23 protein-coding genes are annotated in these 14,263 nt (G+C 38.4%); 1 reads left to right on the top strand and 22 read right to left on the bottom strand.

The features are described 5' to 3' along the window. Positions 1-214 precede the first annotated feature (214 nt). The 19 genes from AC3II9_RS09130 to AC3II9_RS09220 all read right to left on the bottom strand — a co-directional run bounded on the left by AC3II9_RS09130 (position 215) and on the right by AC3II9_RS09220 (position 12,010). On the bottom strand, positions 215-616 hold the full coding sequence (locus AC3II9_RS09130; protein ID WP_489155023.1) for a phage tail assembly chaperone: 402 nt from the start codon (positions 614-616) through the stop codon (positions 215-217). A gap of 13 nt (positions 617-629) precedes the next feature. Beyond that, positions 630-1,094, bottom strand: coding sequence for a phage tail tube protein (locus AC3II9_RS09135; protein ID WP_489155025.1), 465 nt, complete (start codon positions 1,092-1,094; stop codon positions 630-632). Between the two features lie 12 nt (positions 1,095-1,106). Continuing rightward, a complete protein-coding gene (locus AC3II9_RS09140) occupies positions 1,107-2,402 on the bottom strand; it encodes a phage tail sheath C-terminal domain-containing protein (protein WP_489155027.1) in 1,296 nt (431 codons plus the stop codon). Then, positions 2,402-2,560, bottom strand: a complete 159-nt coding sequence (locus AC3II9_RS09145; protein ID WP_489155029.1) for a hypothetical protein — start codon at positions 2,558-2,560, stop codon at positions 2,402-2,404. The genes AC3II9_RS09140 and AC3II9_RS09145 overlap by 1 nt, the downstream gene beginning before the upstream one ends. After that, on the bottom strand, positions 2,553-3,026 hold the full coding sequence (locus AC3II9_RS09150) for a phage tail terminator family protein (protein WP_489155031.1): 474 nt from the start codon (positions 3,024-3,026) through the stop codon (positions 2,553-2,555). Before AC3II9_RS09150 ends, AC3II9_RS09145 begins: the two co-directional genes overlap by 8 nt. Positions 3,027-3,028: 2 nt before the next feature. Further along, entirely contained in the window at positions 3,029-3,499 is a 471-nt protein-coding gene (locus tag AC3II9_RS09155; RefSeq protein WP_489155033.1) for an HK97 gp10 family phage protein, read from the bottom strand. Further along, entirely contained in the window at positions 3,499-3,849 is a 351-nt protein-coding gene (locus AC3II9_RS09160) for an ABC transporter ATP-binding protein (RefSeq protein ID WP_489155035.1), read from the bottom strand. The genes AC3II9_RS09155 and AC3II9_RS09160 overlap by 1 nt, the downstream gene beginning before the upstream one ends. 14 nt (positions 3,850-3,863) lie before the next feature. Beyond that, positions 3,864-4,166, bottom strand: a complete 303-nt coding sequence (locus tag AC3II9_RS09165) for a phage head-tail connector protein (protein ID WP_489155037.1) — start codon at positions 4,164-4,166, stop codon at positions 3,864-3,866. Then, on the bottom strand, positions 4,163-4,342 hold the full coding sequence (locus tag AC3II9_RS09170; RefSeq protein WP_489155039.1) for a hypothetical protein: 180 nt from the start codon (positions 4,340-4,342) through the stop codon (positions 4,163-4,165). Before AC3II9_RS09170 ends, AC3II9_RS09165 begins: the two co-directional genes overlap by 4 nt. After that, positions 4,342-5,265, bottom strand: coding sequence for a hypothetical protein (locus AC3II9_RS09175; RefSeq protein WP_489155041.1), 924 nt, complete (start codon positions 5,263-5,265; stop codon positions 4,342-4,344). Before AC3II9_RS09175 ends, AC3II9_RS09170 begins: the two co-directional genes overlap by 1 nt. A 1-nt stretch (position 5,266) precedes the next feature. Further along, positions 5,267-5,872: a DUF4355 domain-containing protein gene (locus tag AC3II9_RS09180; protein ID WP_489155043.1), complete on the bottom strand. Its 606-nt coding sequence runs from the start codon at positions 5,870-5,872 to the stop codon at positions 5,267-5,269. Then, a complete protein-coding gene (locus AC3II9_RS09185; RefSeq protein ID WP_489155045.1) occupies positions 5,859-6,119 on the bottom strand; it encodes a hypothetical protein in 261 nt (86 codons plus the stop codon). Before AC3II9_RS09185 ends, AC3II9_RS09180 begins: the two co-directional genes overlap by 14 nt. A 181-nt stretch (positions 6,120-6,300) precedes the next feature. After that, a complete protein-coding gene (locus AC3II9_RS09190; protein WP_489155047.1) occupies positions 6,301-6,591 on the bottom strand; it encodes a hypothetical protein in 291 nt (96 codons plus the stop codon). Next, complete coding sequence (locus AC3II9_RS09195) at positions 6,591-7,952, bottom strand: minor capsid protein (RefSeq protein WP_489155049.1); 1,362 nt, start codon at positions 7,950-7,952, stop codon at positions 6,591-6,593. Before AC3II9_RS09195 ends, AC3II9_RS09190 begins: the two co-directional genes overlap by 1 nt. Further along, a complete protein-coding gene (locus AC3II9_RS09200; protein ID WP_489155051.1) occupies positions 7,939-9,306 on the bottom strand; it encodes a phage portal protein in 1,368 nt (455 codons plus the stop codon). Before AC3II9_RS09200 ends, AC3II9_RS09195 begins: the two co-directional genes overlap by 14 nt. Before the next feature lie 12 nt (positions 9,307-9,318). Then, a complete protein-coding gene (gene terL / locus AC3II9_RS09205; protein ID WP_489155053.1) occupies positions 9,319-10,788 on the bottom strand; it encodes a phage terminase large subunit in 1,470 nt (489 codons plus the stop codon). Positions 10,789-10,815: 27 nt separating this feature from the next. Then, complete coding sequence (locus tag AC3II9_RS09210; RefSeq protein ID WP_489155054.1) at positions 10,816-11,382, bottom strand: phage protein Gp27 family protein; 567 nt, start codon at positions 11,380-11,382, stop codon at positions 10,816-10,818. A 14-nt stretch (positions 11,383-11,396) separates the two neighbouring features. Next, a complete protein-coding gene (locus AC3II9_RS09215; protein ID WP_489155056.1) occupies positions 11,397-11,714 on the bottom strand; it encodes a hypothetical protein in 318 nt (105 codons plus the stop codon). Next, on the bottom strand, positions 11,711-12,010 hold the full coding sequence (locus AC3II9_RS09220) for a Z-ring associated ZapG family protein (protein ID WP_489155058.1): 300 nt from the start codon (positions 12,008-12,010) through the stop codon (positions 11,711-11,713). The genes AC3II9_RS09215 and AC3II9_RS09220 overlap by 4 nt, the downstream gene beginning before the upstream one ends. 551 nt (positions 12,011-12,561) lie before the next feature. On the opposite strand from AC3II9_RS09220, the gene AC3II9_RS09225 reads away from it, so the two are divergent. Next, positions 12,562-13,002: a hypothetical protein gene (locus AC3II9_RS09225; RefSeq protein ID WP_489155060.1), complete on the top strand. Its 441-nt coding sequence runs from the start codon at positions 12,562-12,564 to the stop codon at positions 13,000-13,002. 32 nt (positions 13,003-13,034) lie between these two features. On the opposite strand, the gene AC3II9_RS09230 is transcribed toward AC3II9_RS09225, so the two are convergent. From AC3II9_RS09230 to AC3II9_RS09240, 3 genes are all read right to left on the bottom strand, one after another. After that, positions 13,035-13,373 (bottom strand): hypothetical protein, encoded by a 339-nt coding sequence (locus tag AC3II9_RS09230; protein ID WP_489155061.1) that lies wholly within the window; start codon positions 13,371-13,373, stop codon positions 13,035-13,037. A gap of 57 nt (positions 13,374-13,430) precedes the next feature. Further along, a complete protein-coding gene (locus AC3II9_RS09235) occupies positions 13,431-13,619 on the bottom strand; it encodes a helix-turn-helix domain-containing protein (RefSeq protein WP_489155063.1) in 189 nt (62 codons plus the stop codon). Between the two features lie 336 nt (positions 13,620-13,955). Next, positions 13,956-14,255, bottom strand: coding sequence for a Mor transcription activator family protein (locus AC3II9_RS09240; protein WP_489155065.1), 300 nt, complete (start codon positions 14,253-14,255; stop codon positions 13,956-13,958). Between the last annotated feature and the right edge of the window lie 8 nt (positions 14,256-14,263).

A 14,263-nucleotide genomic window follows, 5' to 3' on the forward strand; every position in this document is an offset into this window, starting at 1 on the left:
CTCACCCATAAATATACATAAATAGGAGGGTGTTATCCATTACTTTTTTTAGCTACCTCTGCTTCTTTTTCAAGCTCGATGTCTATACTTGCAATCATAAAGGCTAATTCTTTACGATTCATCGATAAAAAATGGCTGGGTAGTATACTAAAACGATGTAGCGCAACATGTGCATAAAATGCAAGTCCGTCACTCTCGTCGTCACCACCCTGAATTAGTTTTTTACTTCATCCACCTGATCTTCAAGTGACTCGTCAAGACCGCTAATTTCCTGAACTTTTTCTGAAATTAATGCTGTTTCCCCAGCTAAAAACATTTTACCGTACAAAGCTTCTGCTCCTCGAACACCATATGATTGTTGCAACTCTGTGTCATTTAAATCTGGATAAACGATAGCTGCTACATTCATACGGCGATTGTATGCAACTGGATCAAACACACGCTCTTGGCGACCTTTTTTTCCAGGTATATTTTTAAAACATCTGTCGTTGATTAAATCCGCTTCGTCTGAAGGGATTGGTCTAAGTTTAATAGATTCCTCAAAACGTGATAAAGGTAAATCTACTAGTTCTGCCTCCGATACGTTTTCTTTCATAAAAGCTTTAAATTTACTCATGTACTTTTCCCCCTTATTGGATTACATTAAATTGATTTAATAATTCAAAATCATCGAATGTGAAATCAAATTCATCTTTTAGTGTATCTGAGCTTTCTGCATCGAGCATGGCCAATAAAATTTTGTTCGGTACGATATTCCGTACATCTACAGTCTGCTTACCTGCCATACTCGTAATATCCGTATTTACCACAGTGGCATCATACAATGGCGATTTGCCGTTTTTTAAGTACTCCCATGCCATAGCACGTATTTCTGGACGGTGATAATAAATCATCATGCTGCCAACACCTTTAGCACCGACAATTTTAGAGCCTTCCATACGAGCATTAAGTCTCTTTACTTCTACTTTCGTAAATTCTACATCCGCACGGAACTTTAAGATTTCTGCGATTTCGAAGGATTGTCCCTCTATCGTAATATAGAGTGTCCCTTCACGACTCGACATTGCGTCATTGGTTCTCATGATATTCGGCATCTATAATCCCCCTTACTTACATTCCACACGCATATATAGTTTCTCCATAGCATCAATGAACTTGATACCCATCACTGCAAATACAGCATCTTTTTCATCACCTTGCTCAATGACAATATCCTCTGGGAGGTATGGATCAATTACACCTAGACGTACATATGGATCAAGTACTGTTTTCATTAGCTGTTTCTTGAATAAGTCCCGACCATCATCATTATTATTTACTTTACCAATAAAATACTTGCGGAAAATATGACGTGTATTATTCTCAATAATGGACATCCCACGGTCAATTTTCCCTTTTCGGAAATCTTGATTTTTTTTCGGTGTAAAAGAACGGAAAGTATTAATATCTTGTTCTACTACTACTTCATCATTGTTGAAAGCATAAACGATATGACCATCCCTTAAAGCCTGAATAATTTCATCATTTGTCATGGTTTCCGCCTCAATCGCACCTGGATACTTGGCGTAAGTAAGTGAACCGACTGTAGCAGCGGCAAACGCAGCGCCAAACCAATAAACAGCATCCTTTGGTTTTAGTACCTCCCCACCATCAAGTGTCACACCGTTTTTCACTGAAACTGTACTTTCATGATCGGCTGCGTTGTAATTATTCGTCACAAACGTTACGCGCTTTCCTGATTGTTCACGAAGTTCTTTTACCTTTAGTGCCAGTAGTGATTTCGTTGTATTATCGTCTGCCCCAAATGCTACTGTTTTAAAATTCAGTGTATCCAAAGCAGATGCGAACTCCGAAATAGATTCATTTGTTGCAGCTACTGTTGTCCCACCTGTAAGTGTTAACGTGGCATCAATAGTTGGTAAACTACCTGTAAATGTTACATAATCATTTCCCTTTAAATCATCAAAGGTTGCTACCTTCTGTGAGTCTACCTGAATCGCATCAAAATAAGTTTTAATATTTACAGATCCATCTAAATTTACGGTAGCCATAACATGAATCTTATTACCGTCTTGACCAGCATATTTAGCAGTGGCTGTGAATCCTTCTGCCGTAGCTGTTGATCTTTCTCCCTCACCGTTAAGATTATAGAGAAATATATTGCTAGTAGCCTTGAAAGCTTCTCGAACAGGTAATATATCACTAAGAGATTTACCAAAAAGTGCTCGAAACTTCGTATTTGTCGACAGCTTTATAAACTTACCCACTTCACCCCAATCAAGCGCTACTGGAATAGCTAACGCACCATTAGAATCAAGCCCCATAGTGTTTAAACTGTTGGTTTCAAAATTGATATACGCATCAGGACGTACCTTATTTTGTGTTTCCCAAATGCCCCCCATTATGACTCAACTCCTTTCTTTTTCCATGCGGCTACTAGCTTTTCAGCTTTTGCTTTGGTATAAGTTGCTCCATCTTGTAGTACCACCTCGTACTCCAAACGCTCTTTTGTGGACGCAGCAGATGCTAAAAAAGCAGCCTTAGAAAATTTTTTACTCACTGACTGCTTCTTTATGTTCGGATTGTTTGTTGTCTTCTGTGTCAAATTCAACACCCTCCAATGTTCTCATTTTGATTTCTTCTACATGTTTGCGCACATGGAAGTTGTATTCTACAAAAAAATGAAGCACATTATCATGAATTTCGTGCTTCATTTCCGTACCCCTCATTAACGCTTCTGAACCGATATACTCCATTAATTCATATAACTTTTCCGCCATATCATGCATATCCTCATTAGCATAATCTGATACAGGAAAATAATGAATGTCAAATAGATGTTTTCGAAAATAACGTTTACCTACCTCTTGGGTCTGTTCTACAGGAAAGAGCTTTACAAAAAAACAAGGTGCTTGAAAGCCTTGTACAATTTCTTCACCATAAATTCGGAATTCAGGAAATGGGAAGCGTGTGTTCAATTTTGAAATAACTGCCTTTCTCACAGTGTTCACCGACACAGGTGTCATTGCTACTCGCCTCCTAGCAACTTCCTTAAAAACTCTTCTTGCTTACGCTGAAGGAAACGCTCCATTTCTCTTTCTAACTCTTGTTCAGATAATTTGAGCATAAATTTCCCTTCTACAAATCCACCAGGCTTACCTACTTGCATACCCGTCTTTGCATTTTTATCATAAACAAACTGATTGTTACTCCAATAGCCTGGAACCCAATGCGATTTAAAGCCATTCTCTACAAATTCGGCATACTCTAAATCATTAAATACCTCTATTTCATACATGTCACCTTGCTTTGTAATAGAGCCCATCTCCCATTTCCCTCTTAATAGGCCTGTATTGATCGGCGTTTTTGCTTTCGTTTTACGTACAAGTTTTTTAGCTAAATCAAGTAAACACTCTCGTAAAAAGTGGTCAATTTGATTTCCTTCACTTATATTTTCCATACGCTCTACAAACGCTCGAAACTCACTAAACTCAAACATTATGCTCGCTCCTGTCGTTGCAAGCTGATTTCCTGATGTGGTCCATACAAAAAAGGCTCTCCCGCTTTGTACCGTTTGGTGGAAGAACCTCTTGTTACAAATATAATATCTCCCTGGCGTATTTCAAACTTTGGAGAGATGAATAGCTTCGTCTCATATTGGATTTCATTCGTAGCTTCCGTTTGGCCATTAGTCGATAATGCGCGTTGTGAAATCCGGCAAGGAACATTTTCATATATCAGGAGATTTGGCTGCAAACGTGTTTCTCCCTCGCTCGTAACATAGTTATCTGATCGTGTAACGGTTGCTCGATCCGTATAGTAGCGTTCAGCTAGTCTATTCCTTCGCATGTGCAGCACACCTCCTACAATAACAATGTTTTGCGATACCGATTGAGCTGTTGCTTCAACTCACCTGAAATGACATCTTCAAAGTAGGATGTGCTCGTATCACCAATTTTTTCACTTTGGATGCCACCATGACTTTCACGTAATGCGACAACAAGCTTCTCGATAACACCTTGTGCGCGATCAGGAATATCTGACCGCTTGCAATAATCTTTAAAGAAATTTTCTGCATCCTCAATTTGAAGAAGGAGAAGGGCATCCTGCTGCGTGTCATCAACTGCGATATCTAGTCGAATTTTAATTCGATTAAGCGTTATCATTTGTCATCACCCGTTGCACCTAGATCTACTGGTGGGGTAGAAACATCTTTCGAACCTTTACCTTTTGACTTAGCTACTTCTTTAACTTCCACAAATCCCTTAGCGAGAAGGGCATCACGCTGCTTCTCGCTTTCCACCGTCTTGACTACATTCAATTTTTGCAAAATGTAGCTCATTATAATGCCTCCTGGACATTGACAAACACCGCATCCAATTTATTTGTTGGAATCCATAAATCGTGATATTTACGATAGTCAATCTTCCATGCATCAGCTTGTTGATTTGTTGCAGGATCAAAAATACGTGGCTTATCCGTTTTCGAAACGGCAATCGGTGCATTACGCGCACTAATAATCCAGTTAATATTCTTTGCGCCAGTAGCTGCTTTAAAGCCACCTGCTTCTTGACCGATTGTTTCACCATCCAAGAATTCATACGTCGTCTTCAAGCGAGTAGATGGCACGCGGATAATTGGATGACCGTCTAACGCCTTCACTTTTGTCTTTACACCGCCCTGTTCAAAATCCACAACATCAATACGCTTTTGAATGGTTGTGTTTGTATCCAAAATAGAAGCAATCGTAAATGGCAACGTTAAAATTAACGGATTACCTTCACCAATTTTGTCCTGAATCGACGCAATATCGTACAATAACTTGTTGAAAATGGTACTTTCATCAGCTGTGTAGCCACCTGATGCTTTACTCGCAGCAATTGCTAATGCAGCTATCTTTGAATAGCGATACGCGTCAATTTCAGGAATTACATGTGTACGTTGGAACTCGCCCATTACAGCAGCTGCTGTTGCTACAAAATTTGATTCGTCTACATCCATCGCGTCAATTAAAAAAGTACGACCACGGTCCTGTGTTAATTCGTGTGTCTGCCATGCTGTAGTAACCGAACCTTTCGCAAATCCTTCGCTACGATCATAGTCACCCAACCCATCCATTATAATAGTTGGGATTTTCACTTCATTACCACCTGTATATTTGACTAGGCTTGAATTAGGTTCCATCCATCCAGATGTAGCACCGCCAAGCAATTGCTTATCTAACTCTTGTTGAAAAATGGATGCATATGCAATTGTATTTACCATATTAGTAGACTCCCTTCAGACCATTCGCGAATTGCTCACGAATTTGCTCTTCATTACTTTTTACTGCATTACCTGTTCCGACAGTTGGTGTCTTTCCAGAAAGTCGTTCCTCGACAGCTGCTTGCACGGCTGTATCAAATACCGTTTTAAACGTTTTAATATTTTGGGTCGTTGTTTCGGCATCCGAACCAAGAACAAGATCAATCACTTCAGCAGGCAAGTTATATTCCTTATCTGCAAGTGTTTTTAAAGTTTCTGCTCGAAGCTCGCGTGCAGCAATACTTTGCTCTTTTGCGGTAAGTGCTTGTTCACGCTTTTCGAGTTCGTATTTCGCTTTTTCATCGGCATTCATCTTGGCCAGCTTTTGAGCTTCAGATAGTGCAGCCTCTAATTCTTCCTTATGCTGTATACCCGCTTTCGCTAGTTCTTCTTTAAGTCGAGCTTGAAAATCGGCCTCTGTATAGGTAACATCATTGGGATTACCTTCATTTGGTGGTACATCTTCAGGGTTACCTGATTCACCCGGATTAGCAGGCGGTTCATCCCCAAAATACTGAAGATCTAGCTTCGGTAAAAGCAACATGGGTGTTTCTTTATTTAGATACATTTTTTGTTCCTCCTTCAATTACATTTTTTGTACCAGAGTGGAAACCTATAGCAGCTGCGCCAAGTAGTACACCTGCCACAAACCCTTCTGGTGATAGACCGACAAACACAAGTCCTGCCGCTACACCTAATACAAGCGACACAACAGGCGCATATTTTTTTGGCAAACCGACCTGTACCACCATCCAAATGATAAAAATGATAGCTGGAATTACTGTCGTTTCAAAAATACTTAAATCGAAATCCATTATCTTCTCACCTCCTTAAAAATGGGCATAAAAAAGAGACCTGTCATTTTCGATAGGTCTCTCACTTCTATATACACTTTAAAACTACTTTAATTGACTTTAATTTGCTTGCAAAAAATGAATTGGTACAAATTTACCTACATATCCATATGTTAGCTTAAAAGGGCTGTAAATGGCTTTGTTAATTTACTAGCTTTAAAGCTTGTTGATAGACTTGTAATGTCTTTTCACGAATTTGATCTTCGCTAAAGTAAAGATCAGGGTATTTCTTTCGTTCATCTTCATCCGTTTCATAGCCACAGCAAACATCGGGCATATCTTCATTTAACAAATTCGCGAGCAGTGGATACTGTTTCTCCAACTCTGGGGTAGCCTCTACAAGGGTGGCAGGAAAATCAAATGAAAAGTCTTCAATTGAATAGTTGCCATCTAAAAAATTCTGCATCATCTTCAATAATTCATCTGCGACCATCATAATCCCTCCCATTTCTCACTTGGTGATTTTCTTGTAACAATACTTACAACTTCATTAGTTTTATCTGATTTGATAATAGCCAAATCGTCTGCAAACCAAACAAGCCGATCCTCTCCTTGCTTGTAATTGGGGTGCTTTTTGAGTAATTCTACTACTTCTTCTTTTGCAAATGACCGTTTATTTTTACTTACCTTTTGACCAAGAACTCGATTTAATGCGTGATCCGTAAATTCAAATCCTTCTTTATTAAAAAAACGGTAAAGATTTTTCATTTTTCGTCTGTACTCATCTGAATAATCCTTCGCGTTGATTTTATCAAAAGTGGCACGTTGCCTTTTTAAAGCATCCCATCTGTTACTATCATTATACTTAATTTGTTGGAACTCTGCGAATGATTGAGGTGCACCCACGCCAATTGATTTTTTGAAAGTTGCATGCAAGTTACGGTCCTTCGATTCGTTATGCACCATCTTTTTCATGGCAGCCACTTTATCAACACCGTGCTCTTTTACAATGCTTTCATACCATTGCTCGTATGTCATTGTTGCAGGTACTTCATAATATGTGCCATTGAGTTTTGCAAGCCGTACTTCCTCAGCATCGTACTCGACTACTGGAATAGTAGTGGAGCGGCAATGAGGATGCATTGGTGGATAATTTAAACCCGCTTGTGCGTCCTTCAAATAAAATTTCTTGCCATCAAGAGATGCACAAATAGTACTCGTCCGCAAATCAAGTGTAGCTAAAAACTGATACTGCTCTAAACCTAGCTGCTCATAGCCTGCCTTCGTTGCTTGATTATGGATATAGTTTGTTTCTGTACGTACCAACCGAGCAGCATTGTTAAAAGTATTGTCCATTTCCTCAGCTAGCTGCTTCGCCATTTTCGCATTGGAATGACCTAATATAGTACCTTTTGTAAGTATTTGCTCAACTTTCTTACCAAGTAACTCCCGATGCTGCCATATGCGCTCACTGTAATTTTTTCCACTCCACGCAATGCCTATAGCTATCTCAGCCGCGCTCGGTGCAATAAAAATAGCACCTGTTCCATAGCCAAGTGCTTGTTGTACGTTAAAGACAGATCGGTAAAAGCCGTCTTCATATATTTGCAGCAGTGTTTCTTCAGTTAATGCCTGTTCATATTCAAAAAGACGGTCAATAGCTTCCTGTAGTTTCTTTTTCAATTTCTCAAGATGTTGCGTATCTTTCGCTGTGAGCATTTCTTTATTAATACTCTTAACTGCTTTTTCATATTCTACAAGGAGCTTCCTTAATTGACCCTCAGCAAAATTATAAACTTTAGTGGCATCTTGTAAAAGGCGCTCTAACCAGTACTTTTCATTAACCTTCGACATATGCCTTTACCTTGTTTGGATCAATATTTCCTAACTGGTCATAGTCGCCCTTCTTCAACTGATCTTTTAATACCCGCTGTAGCTCCTCCTGCTTGTCTTTTACAAATGGTAATAATGACAGTTGCGTCTCTTTGCTAATGATACCTTCTAGTAATGCCGCAATTTCAGCAAGCTCTTTTAAGTTATCTGTCATATTACGATCAAAATAAATGTCAACCGACGATGGATCAAATGAACGATTCTTCTTTAAATTAAGCTGCCTTGTAATCAAACGAATTTTCTTCTTATAGGCGGGTAAAAATTTATACTCTTTAATAGAAGAAAGTTGCTCCAACCCGATTAACTTATAGCGAATGGCTACACCAGTTAGATTCCCCGCAAAACTTTCGTCTGTAAGTGCTGGTACGAGCGATAAGAAAAACGTATCGTTATAAATACGATCTTTGAAATTTTCAACAGCAGTGTCATTGATTTGTTTAATTAACCATTGGGCTTGACCTTTTTCATCAGTGAAAAGGATTCGCTGCTCTCTAAGAGTTTTAGCAGCCTTTTTACCGTCTTCATCATTTTCGTGCATATTTTCAAGCCCTCCAGCAGCACCTGCGATAACTAGATAGGCATCAGTAAAGTACTCAAAATCATTCGCGGTATCGGATTGTGCTTTATCATAAGCATCAATCTGTGTGAGGACATCCTCGTAGTCACCCTTCATTTCTTCATTATTCCAATAAATAATGACTGGTACATCTTCAAAAGTATGAGGTGCTCTTTCAATCTCCTCATACTTTTTTGAATCACTATTTTGTTGATAGGTAATGATTTCAGACTTTGTATATACTTCAGCGTAGCCAATCGTTTTCCCTGTTAACAAATCTTCCTCTTGCCAAGGACGGATTGCAAACTCTAAAAACTCACCTACAGAGGTAGAATAAACGGGGATAAAGTCTTCCGCTTTGAAATATCGTGAACGAATTTCGCTTTTTTCGTTCATGTATAATAATTCAAAGGAGATGCCCTTTTTAGACATCTCCTTCGCAATTTCAAAATTTAATTCGTCTACGTTTGCATCAAGAATTTTTTCTAGCGCATCCTTGTATTCTGCATCTTCCGTATCAAATCGAATACCTTCACCCATGAAGAAACCTGTCGCCATATTCGTAATATATTTAGCAAATCCATGCGCAATACGGTTGTTCGGCTTTGCCTCATCCATAGGTCTTTCCAATATTACATTTCTTACTTGGTAGTACTGCTCCAACTTTTGCAAACGGGGAAGATAAGCCTTTTGAAACTTATCAATAATTTTCGTTACAAGTTCAGCTGTTGGTTCTGTACCTTGCCTTATCTTAATCATTCAACTCTCCCCCTATAAGCCTAGCAACTTGCGGCTAATTACGCGCGCTTTGCGTTTTAATTTCACATCACCATTGATGATTTCGACGATACCTGTTAATGCGTCTGGTGCGTCATCATGTTCATTTTTGCCTTTACGTTGATAACGCATAATGTCCTTATAAAATTCTGGCCATTTCTTTTCCCAATCTTCAGGCATAATGACTTGTTCTGTTACATTCGCACTATTGACAAGGATACGCGTCTTTTTATTCTTGGATTGATGGAACCAAGTCACCTGGCACTTGCGGTTTTTACACTGCTTCAGCTTCTGCTCGACATTTCGTGCAAACCCACGACCACCATTATTGGATTCAACCGCTGACTCCCGTACGCCATGTATATCTAAACGTCTTGCCGTCTCTGGCTCTGTCTTCTCCATTGGCTCATCTGTATAATACACATCTAAAATATATGCGTATTTATCGATAACACCAGCTGCAATGCTACACAACTTGTCTGCACCTGTGTCGGCTGTATCTGTATAAGCAATTACTCGTTCAAATTGATCTGAATCAAGGATGTCATATGTTTTAAATCCTGCACTGTATAAGCTACCTCGTAAGTCAATTGGCTCTTGCATATAGTTTGCCAGCCAAATGTTTTCATCAAGCGTGTTTTTCTTCTGAAGTAAATCAGCCGTTGAATATAAATCTTCACACAAACTTTGTCCATTCTCATCTAATGCCTGCATTTTAAGTTCATAGCAACGTTCTGGATACTCTTTCATCAATCTGCCTGCTAAATCGTCTGTTGCCCAACGTGTTTGAATAATAAATTGCACCGCGCCATCCAACATACGAGAAGAAAACGTATTTTTATAGAAGTCCCAGTGCTCTTCTTTCACTCTTTCATTAAGGGCTTCTTTTGCATTTTTAATTGGGTCATCAATTATACCGATATTTCCGCGCATACCTGTGAGAGAACCGTCAAATGATGAGGCAAGGTAACTCTGATATGCTCCATCTAGCGCCCATAATCCCGCTGCACCATCCCCATCTTTTATCTTTACATTCGGGAAAAAGCTTCTAGTAACAAAATGTTCTTCCTCACCTTTAATTTCCACATCGTCAATCGTATCTCGAACTGATTTCGCGAATCGTGTAGAGAGTGTCTGATTATACGATATAGTAATCATTTGATTTTTAACGCTTTGCCCAAATGCCCATGTCCCCAACAAAACCGCCGTGTAGCTTTTTCCAAAGCCGGGCGGTAAATTAATAATGCAAATATCATAAGGTCTTCCTGTGTCAGGGTTGATAATTTTCTTCTCATAGATGGCTTGCATTGTGTTACATAGCGTATCTTGGAAAGTTCGGTGCGGTTTGAAAAATTCTGGATTGATTCGATTACAATAAGCCCGAAAGTTTTCTCTACCTTCCTGAATAGCAACGTCACGTGCTTGTGTAGCTACATCTTTTTTAAAGTCTTTTAAAATGCTCATGCAACTCACCTGCAACCTTCTTTAAAGCTACTTGTCATATACTTTGCCAAGCGTTTCGTCTGCAATTTCTACAAGCTTTGTAGCTATTTCTGGATAGTTCTCCTGAAGCTCCATATAAACAGATTCTTTAAACTTTTCATAGGCGCGGGCAAACTCACTCTTAAGATCTGCATAGGTTTTATCTTTATATGCCTTTGCTCGCGATAATTTAATCATTAAATCAATCGCTTTTTCTGGTGGTAAATCATCTAAATCTTCCTCAATGAGGGCGATTTTTTCGGATAACTTATGCACCGCAATTTGTAAAGCGCCTTCTGTCAAGCCCTCATCATCCTGATTATATTTAGCGACTTTCACCAGTTCCTGCACCCTTGCCTGCGTTTCCATCAAGCGATGAGCAAGCTGCTTCGTTTCCAGTGCATAACGACCAATTGTAGATTTCGATACAGGTTCCCCTTGTTCACGTAACCACACACTGATATCTTGATATGTGATACTTGTATCTAGCAACATCTCATCTACTGTATTCCGTAGCGCTTCAGGTAAGCTGAATACTTTATTATGCTTGCGATATTTTTTGAAATTTTTACTCATATAATCGCCGCCTATTATAAGAGAACATCAGAATCTGTAATGCTACCCTCAATTAATTTGATTCCTGCCTTTGTAATGTAAATCTTATCGTCATCTGTTATATCCTTCATAAAGCCCTCTTCACACCGGATATAAGGTGGATTCTTTTTATCGGAATCATCGGCTAAATAGTGAATGTGTTTGTCAATATCGGCTGTATAAAGTAAACCGTATTCTTGCAATGCTAGCTTTAACTGCTTAATAGTTACTGGTGCAGGATAAAACATGGCAACAATACGCATAATTTGACCGCGGAATTGACGATTTTGCAAGATTTCTTTTTGATTCATCATGCCTTGCCCTCCGTAGCTTTGTTCATTTTCATTAATTCGTCATAGATACGATCCAGTTTACGATCTGTGACAGCTGTTGCGCGGATGAAATCATCTTTTTGAACAAATTTATCCGCTGCTGCTAATTTATATTTATTGAGCTCGTCCTGGACATCATCGATTTGCTTTTGCAGCTTTTCGCCATCTTGTTCGAGCTGTGCATCTTTTTGTGCTAAGTCCGTCTTAAAACTTTTTAAAAAATATGAAATAATACCGATTACCGTCACAATTGCGGTTTGGATAATCCATTCAGCCATAAGTGTTCCTCCTATATCACAAATAAAAAACCTCTTCAAAGTACTGGCGGAATGGGTTGTACTTTAAAAAGGTTTATTATCGAGGAGATTCTTTTCCGTTAACTAAATCAAACAAAGGACTCTCAAAATACAATTCGTAGCATTTGTCTTGATTCGATTAATTTCATGAATACACCTTCCTTAAAATAAACCAAGCGCCGCACGCACCGCCGCAACTCCAATGGATCTTAAAAAAGACCGTGCTAGGCTCCAAATAATTTATCGGTGTCCGCCTTAACCCACACATCTAAATTATCCGTCAACACCATTCGATACGTACCGCTATGCCTGATAAGGGAAATGCATTCCCGAACGCAAAAAAACCAGTGTGGCATTTGTGCCTTCACTGGTAATTTTAGATAATATGGGAAATCAAAGCCTTCCAACTAGTTGAAGAATCTATTTGTACGAAATATGATAAATAATTTCAAAATATAAGTTTTTAAGAAGGAATTTGTAAATTTATGTAGAAAGTATATTGTTACCTAAATTTTTAAGAAAGGGATGTTGACATGGCTTTAATCCGAGGGTATGTAAGACTACTGGAAGAGCTCACTTCACACTGGCTTAATGTTTTATCAGTTATCACACTTGCAGCTCTTGTTAGCTGGTATAGCGTAGACTTTAATAACGCACTACCAAAACCAGAAACGATTATTGAATTCGGAAAATACTATTTCGGTAGTCCTGGTCCTTATTTATTTGGACTTTCTTTAAACTTTATTTCATCTATAGTCGTAATAACGTTGGGATTGAGCTTTATTTACTTCTCATTTAGAGAAAGATACGAGTATCAAATCTGGTTTCTATTTGCTACTGGAATCTTTGGTTTTATCTTATTGTTTGTTTCATTTTATTTTTGGAGCTACTTCCTTCTATTGCTAGTTACATTAGTATTAATAGCGATAATTGGATATTTCATATTAAATGCTTTGGCTGATAATAGGAAGTAATTTTTAAGGAGCCTTAATACGGCTCCTTTTTATTAATTAATATTGACGGAATGTTTAGACTTTGGTAAAAACGAGTACTTCCAGCATTTTTCTGGAACATCCATTAATAATTCATAGCCCAACTCTAACATCAAATCTACGCTCGATTCCGTCACATTTATCATACCTGTATTAATTCCATGTCCACAGCAAGAGCCAGTTGTTACCACTCCTTTACTCCACAGAAACTGTATCTCATCCACTAAACATTGGTCTATGTCACACATCTTCTTCTCTACATAAAATCCACCTTTGTTTTTAAAGAGATGAGATGGCATTTTTAAAGTCACCATACTGGCGTAAATACCAAACTCATTGGGACATTTGCTCATTACCTACATCCTTTCATGACATGATAATTTTTTGTTTATTTATACTTATTCTGCTTATTATTTTCTTAATTCATCCAGGCTCACTTCTAAAGCATCTGCAACTTTACACATTACCTTAAAAGTCGGATTTGGATTGTCACTATTCTCTATCATTTGCAAGGTAGATTCATTAACACCTGATAATTTTGAGAGATGATACCTAGAAATACCTTTTAACTTACGTATCTCTTTTAATTTTAAATTCATTATATAGACCCCCTTAAATTTGAAAACCACAATATATTGTGGTATATTCAAAAAGAACTCTGGTTCATATTGGTATAACAGGGAGGTTATTGGATGAATTACTATTACTACAACAAAAATACTGACAGTAAAGGAAATCATGAAGTTCATACTGGTAATTGTAGTTATTTACCATCAGAACTAAATCGCACTCTCATTGGTTACGAGATAGATTGCCAATCTGCAATTGCTAGGGTGAAAAGAGAAACTAGAAAAACTAACTTCGATGGCTGCTATTTTTGTTGCAGACCTTGTCATACAGGTTGATTTAGATGAGGGTATATTCCCTCATCTTTTTTATTCTAGAAACTCAAAAATATCCGTTTGCTTATGTTGTGAGGGATTACCCACAATTCTACGCACATGACTTTCACTAAGCTTGTACTGACGGGCGAGTTCTTTGTAATTGCTGCCATCGAAATCCCGCTTAATCTTTGTATCTCGTATATGCCGTGTGACACGATCCTTCTTGGGTATGTACAAGTTGGACCCGCCGTAATGTTGACATAATTTTAAAAAAGCCTCGGCTCCAATTAACTCTGCAACCTCTTGATGTTCCTCTGGCAGCATAGCTAGTTCAATATTTTTATCTTCCAACTTGTACA

This window comes from Lysinibacillus sp. RU7, from assembly GCF_057837305.1.

Coding starts and splice junctions, on each gene's coding strand:
- AC3II9_RS09130 (WP_489155023.1), bottom strand. CDS start 616: ATGAGTAAATTTAAAGCTTTTATGAAAGAAAACGTATCGGAGGCAGAA.
- AC3II9_RS09135 (WP_489155025.1), bottom strand. CDS start 1,094: ATGCCGAATATCATGAGAACCAATGACGCAATGTCGAGTCGTGAAGGG.
- AC3II9_RS09140 (WP_489155027.1), bottom strand. CDS start 2,402: ATGGGGGGCATTTGGGAAACACAAAATAAGGTACGTCCTGATGCGTAT.
- AC3II9_RS09150 (WP_489155031.1), bottom strand. CDS start 3,026: ATGACACCTGTGTCGGTGAACACTGTGAGAAAGGCAGTTATTTCAAAA.
- AC3II9_RS09155 (WP_489155033.1), bottom strand. CDS start 3,499: ATGTTTGAGTTTAGTGAGTTTCGAGCGTTTGTAGAGCGTATGGAAAAT.
- AC3II9_RS09160 (WP_489155035.1), bottom strand. CDS start 3,849: ATGCGAAGGAATAGACTAGCTGAACGCTACTATACGGATCGAGCAACC.
- AC3II9_RS09165 (WP_489155037.1), bottom strand. CDS start 4,166: ATGATAACGCTTAATCGAATTAAAATTCGACTAGATATCGCAGTTGAT.
- AC3II9_RS09170 (WP_489155039.1), bottom strand. CDS start 4,342: ATGAGCTACATTTTGCAAAAATTGAATGTAGTCAAGACGGTGGAAAGC.
- AC3II9_RS09175 (WP_489155041.1), bottom strand. CDS start 5,265: ATGGTAAATACAATTGCATATGCATCCATTTTTCAACAAGAGTTAGAT.
- AC3II9_RS09180 (WP_489155043.1), bottom strand. CDS start 5,872: ATGTATCTAAATAAAGAAACACCCATGTTGCTTTTACCGAAGCTAGAT.
- AC3II9_RS09185 (WP_489155045.1), bottom strand. CDS start 6,119: ATGGATTTCGATTTAAGTATTTTTGAAACGACAGTAATTCCAGCTATC.
- AC3II9_RS09190 (WP_489155047.1), bottom strand. CDS start 6,591: ATGGTCGCAGATGAATTATTGAAGATGATGCAGAATTTTTTAGATGGC.
- AC3II9_RS09195 (WP_489155049.1), bottom strand. CDS start 7,952: ATGTCGAAGGTTAATGAAAAGTACTGGTTAGAGCGCCTTTTACAAGAT.
- AC3II9_RS09200 (WP_489155051.1), bottom strand. CDS start 9,306: ATGATTAAGATAAGGCAAGGTACAGAACCAACAGCTGAACTTGTAACG.
- terL (WP_489155053.1), bottom strand. CDS start 10,788: ATGAGCATTTTAAAAGACTTTAAAAAAGATGTAGCTACACAAGCACGT.
- AC3II9_RS09210 (WP_489155054.1), bottom strand. CDS start 11,382: ATGAGTAAAAATTTCAAAAAATATCGCAAGCATAATAAAGTATTCAGC.
- AC3II9_RS09215 (WP_489155056.1), bottom strand. CDS start 11,714: ATGATGAATCAAAAAGAAATCTTGCAAAATCGTCAATTCCGCGGTCAA.
- AC3II9_RS09220 (WP_489155058.1), bottom strand. CDS start 12,010: ATGGCTGAATGGATTATCCAAACCGCAATTGTGACGGTAATCGGTATT.
- AC3II9_RS09225 (WP_489155060.1), top strand. CDS start 12,562: ATGGCTTTAATCCGAGGGTATGTAAGACTACTGGAAGAGCTCACTTCA.
- AC3II9_RS09230 (WP_489155061.1), bottom strand. CDS start 13,373: ATGAGCAAATGTCCCAATGAGTTTGGTATTTACGCCAGTATGGTGACT.
- AC3II9_RS09235 (WP_489155063.1), bottom strand. CDS start 13,619: ATGAATTTAAAATTAAAAGAGATACGTAAGTTAAAAGGTATTTCTAGG.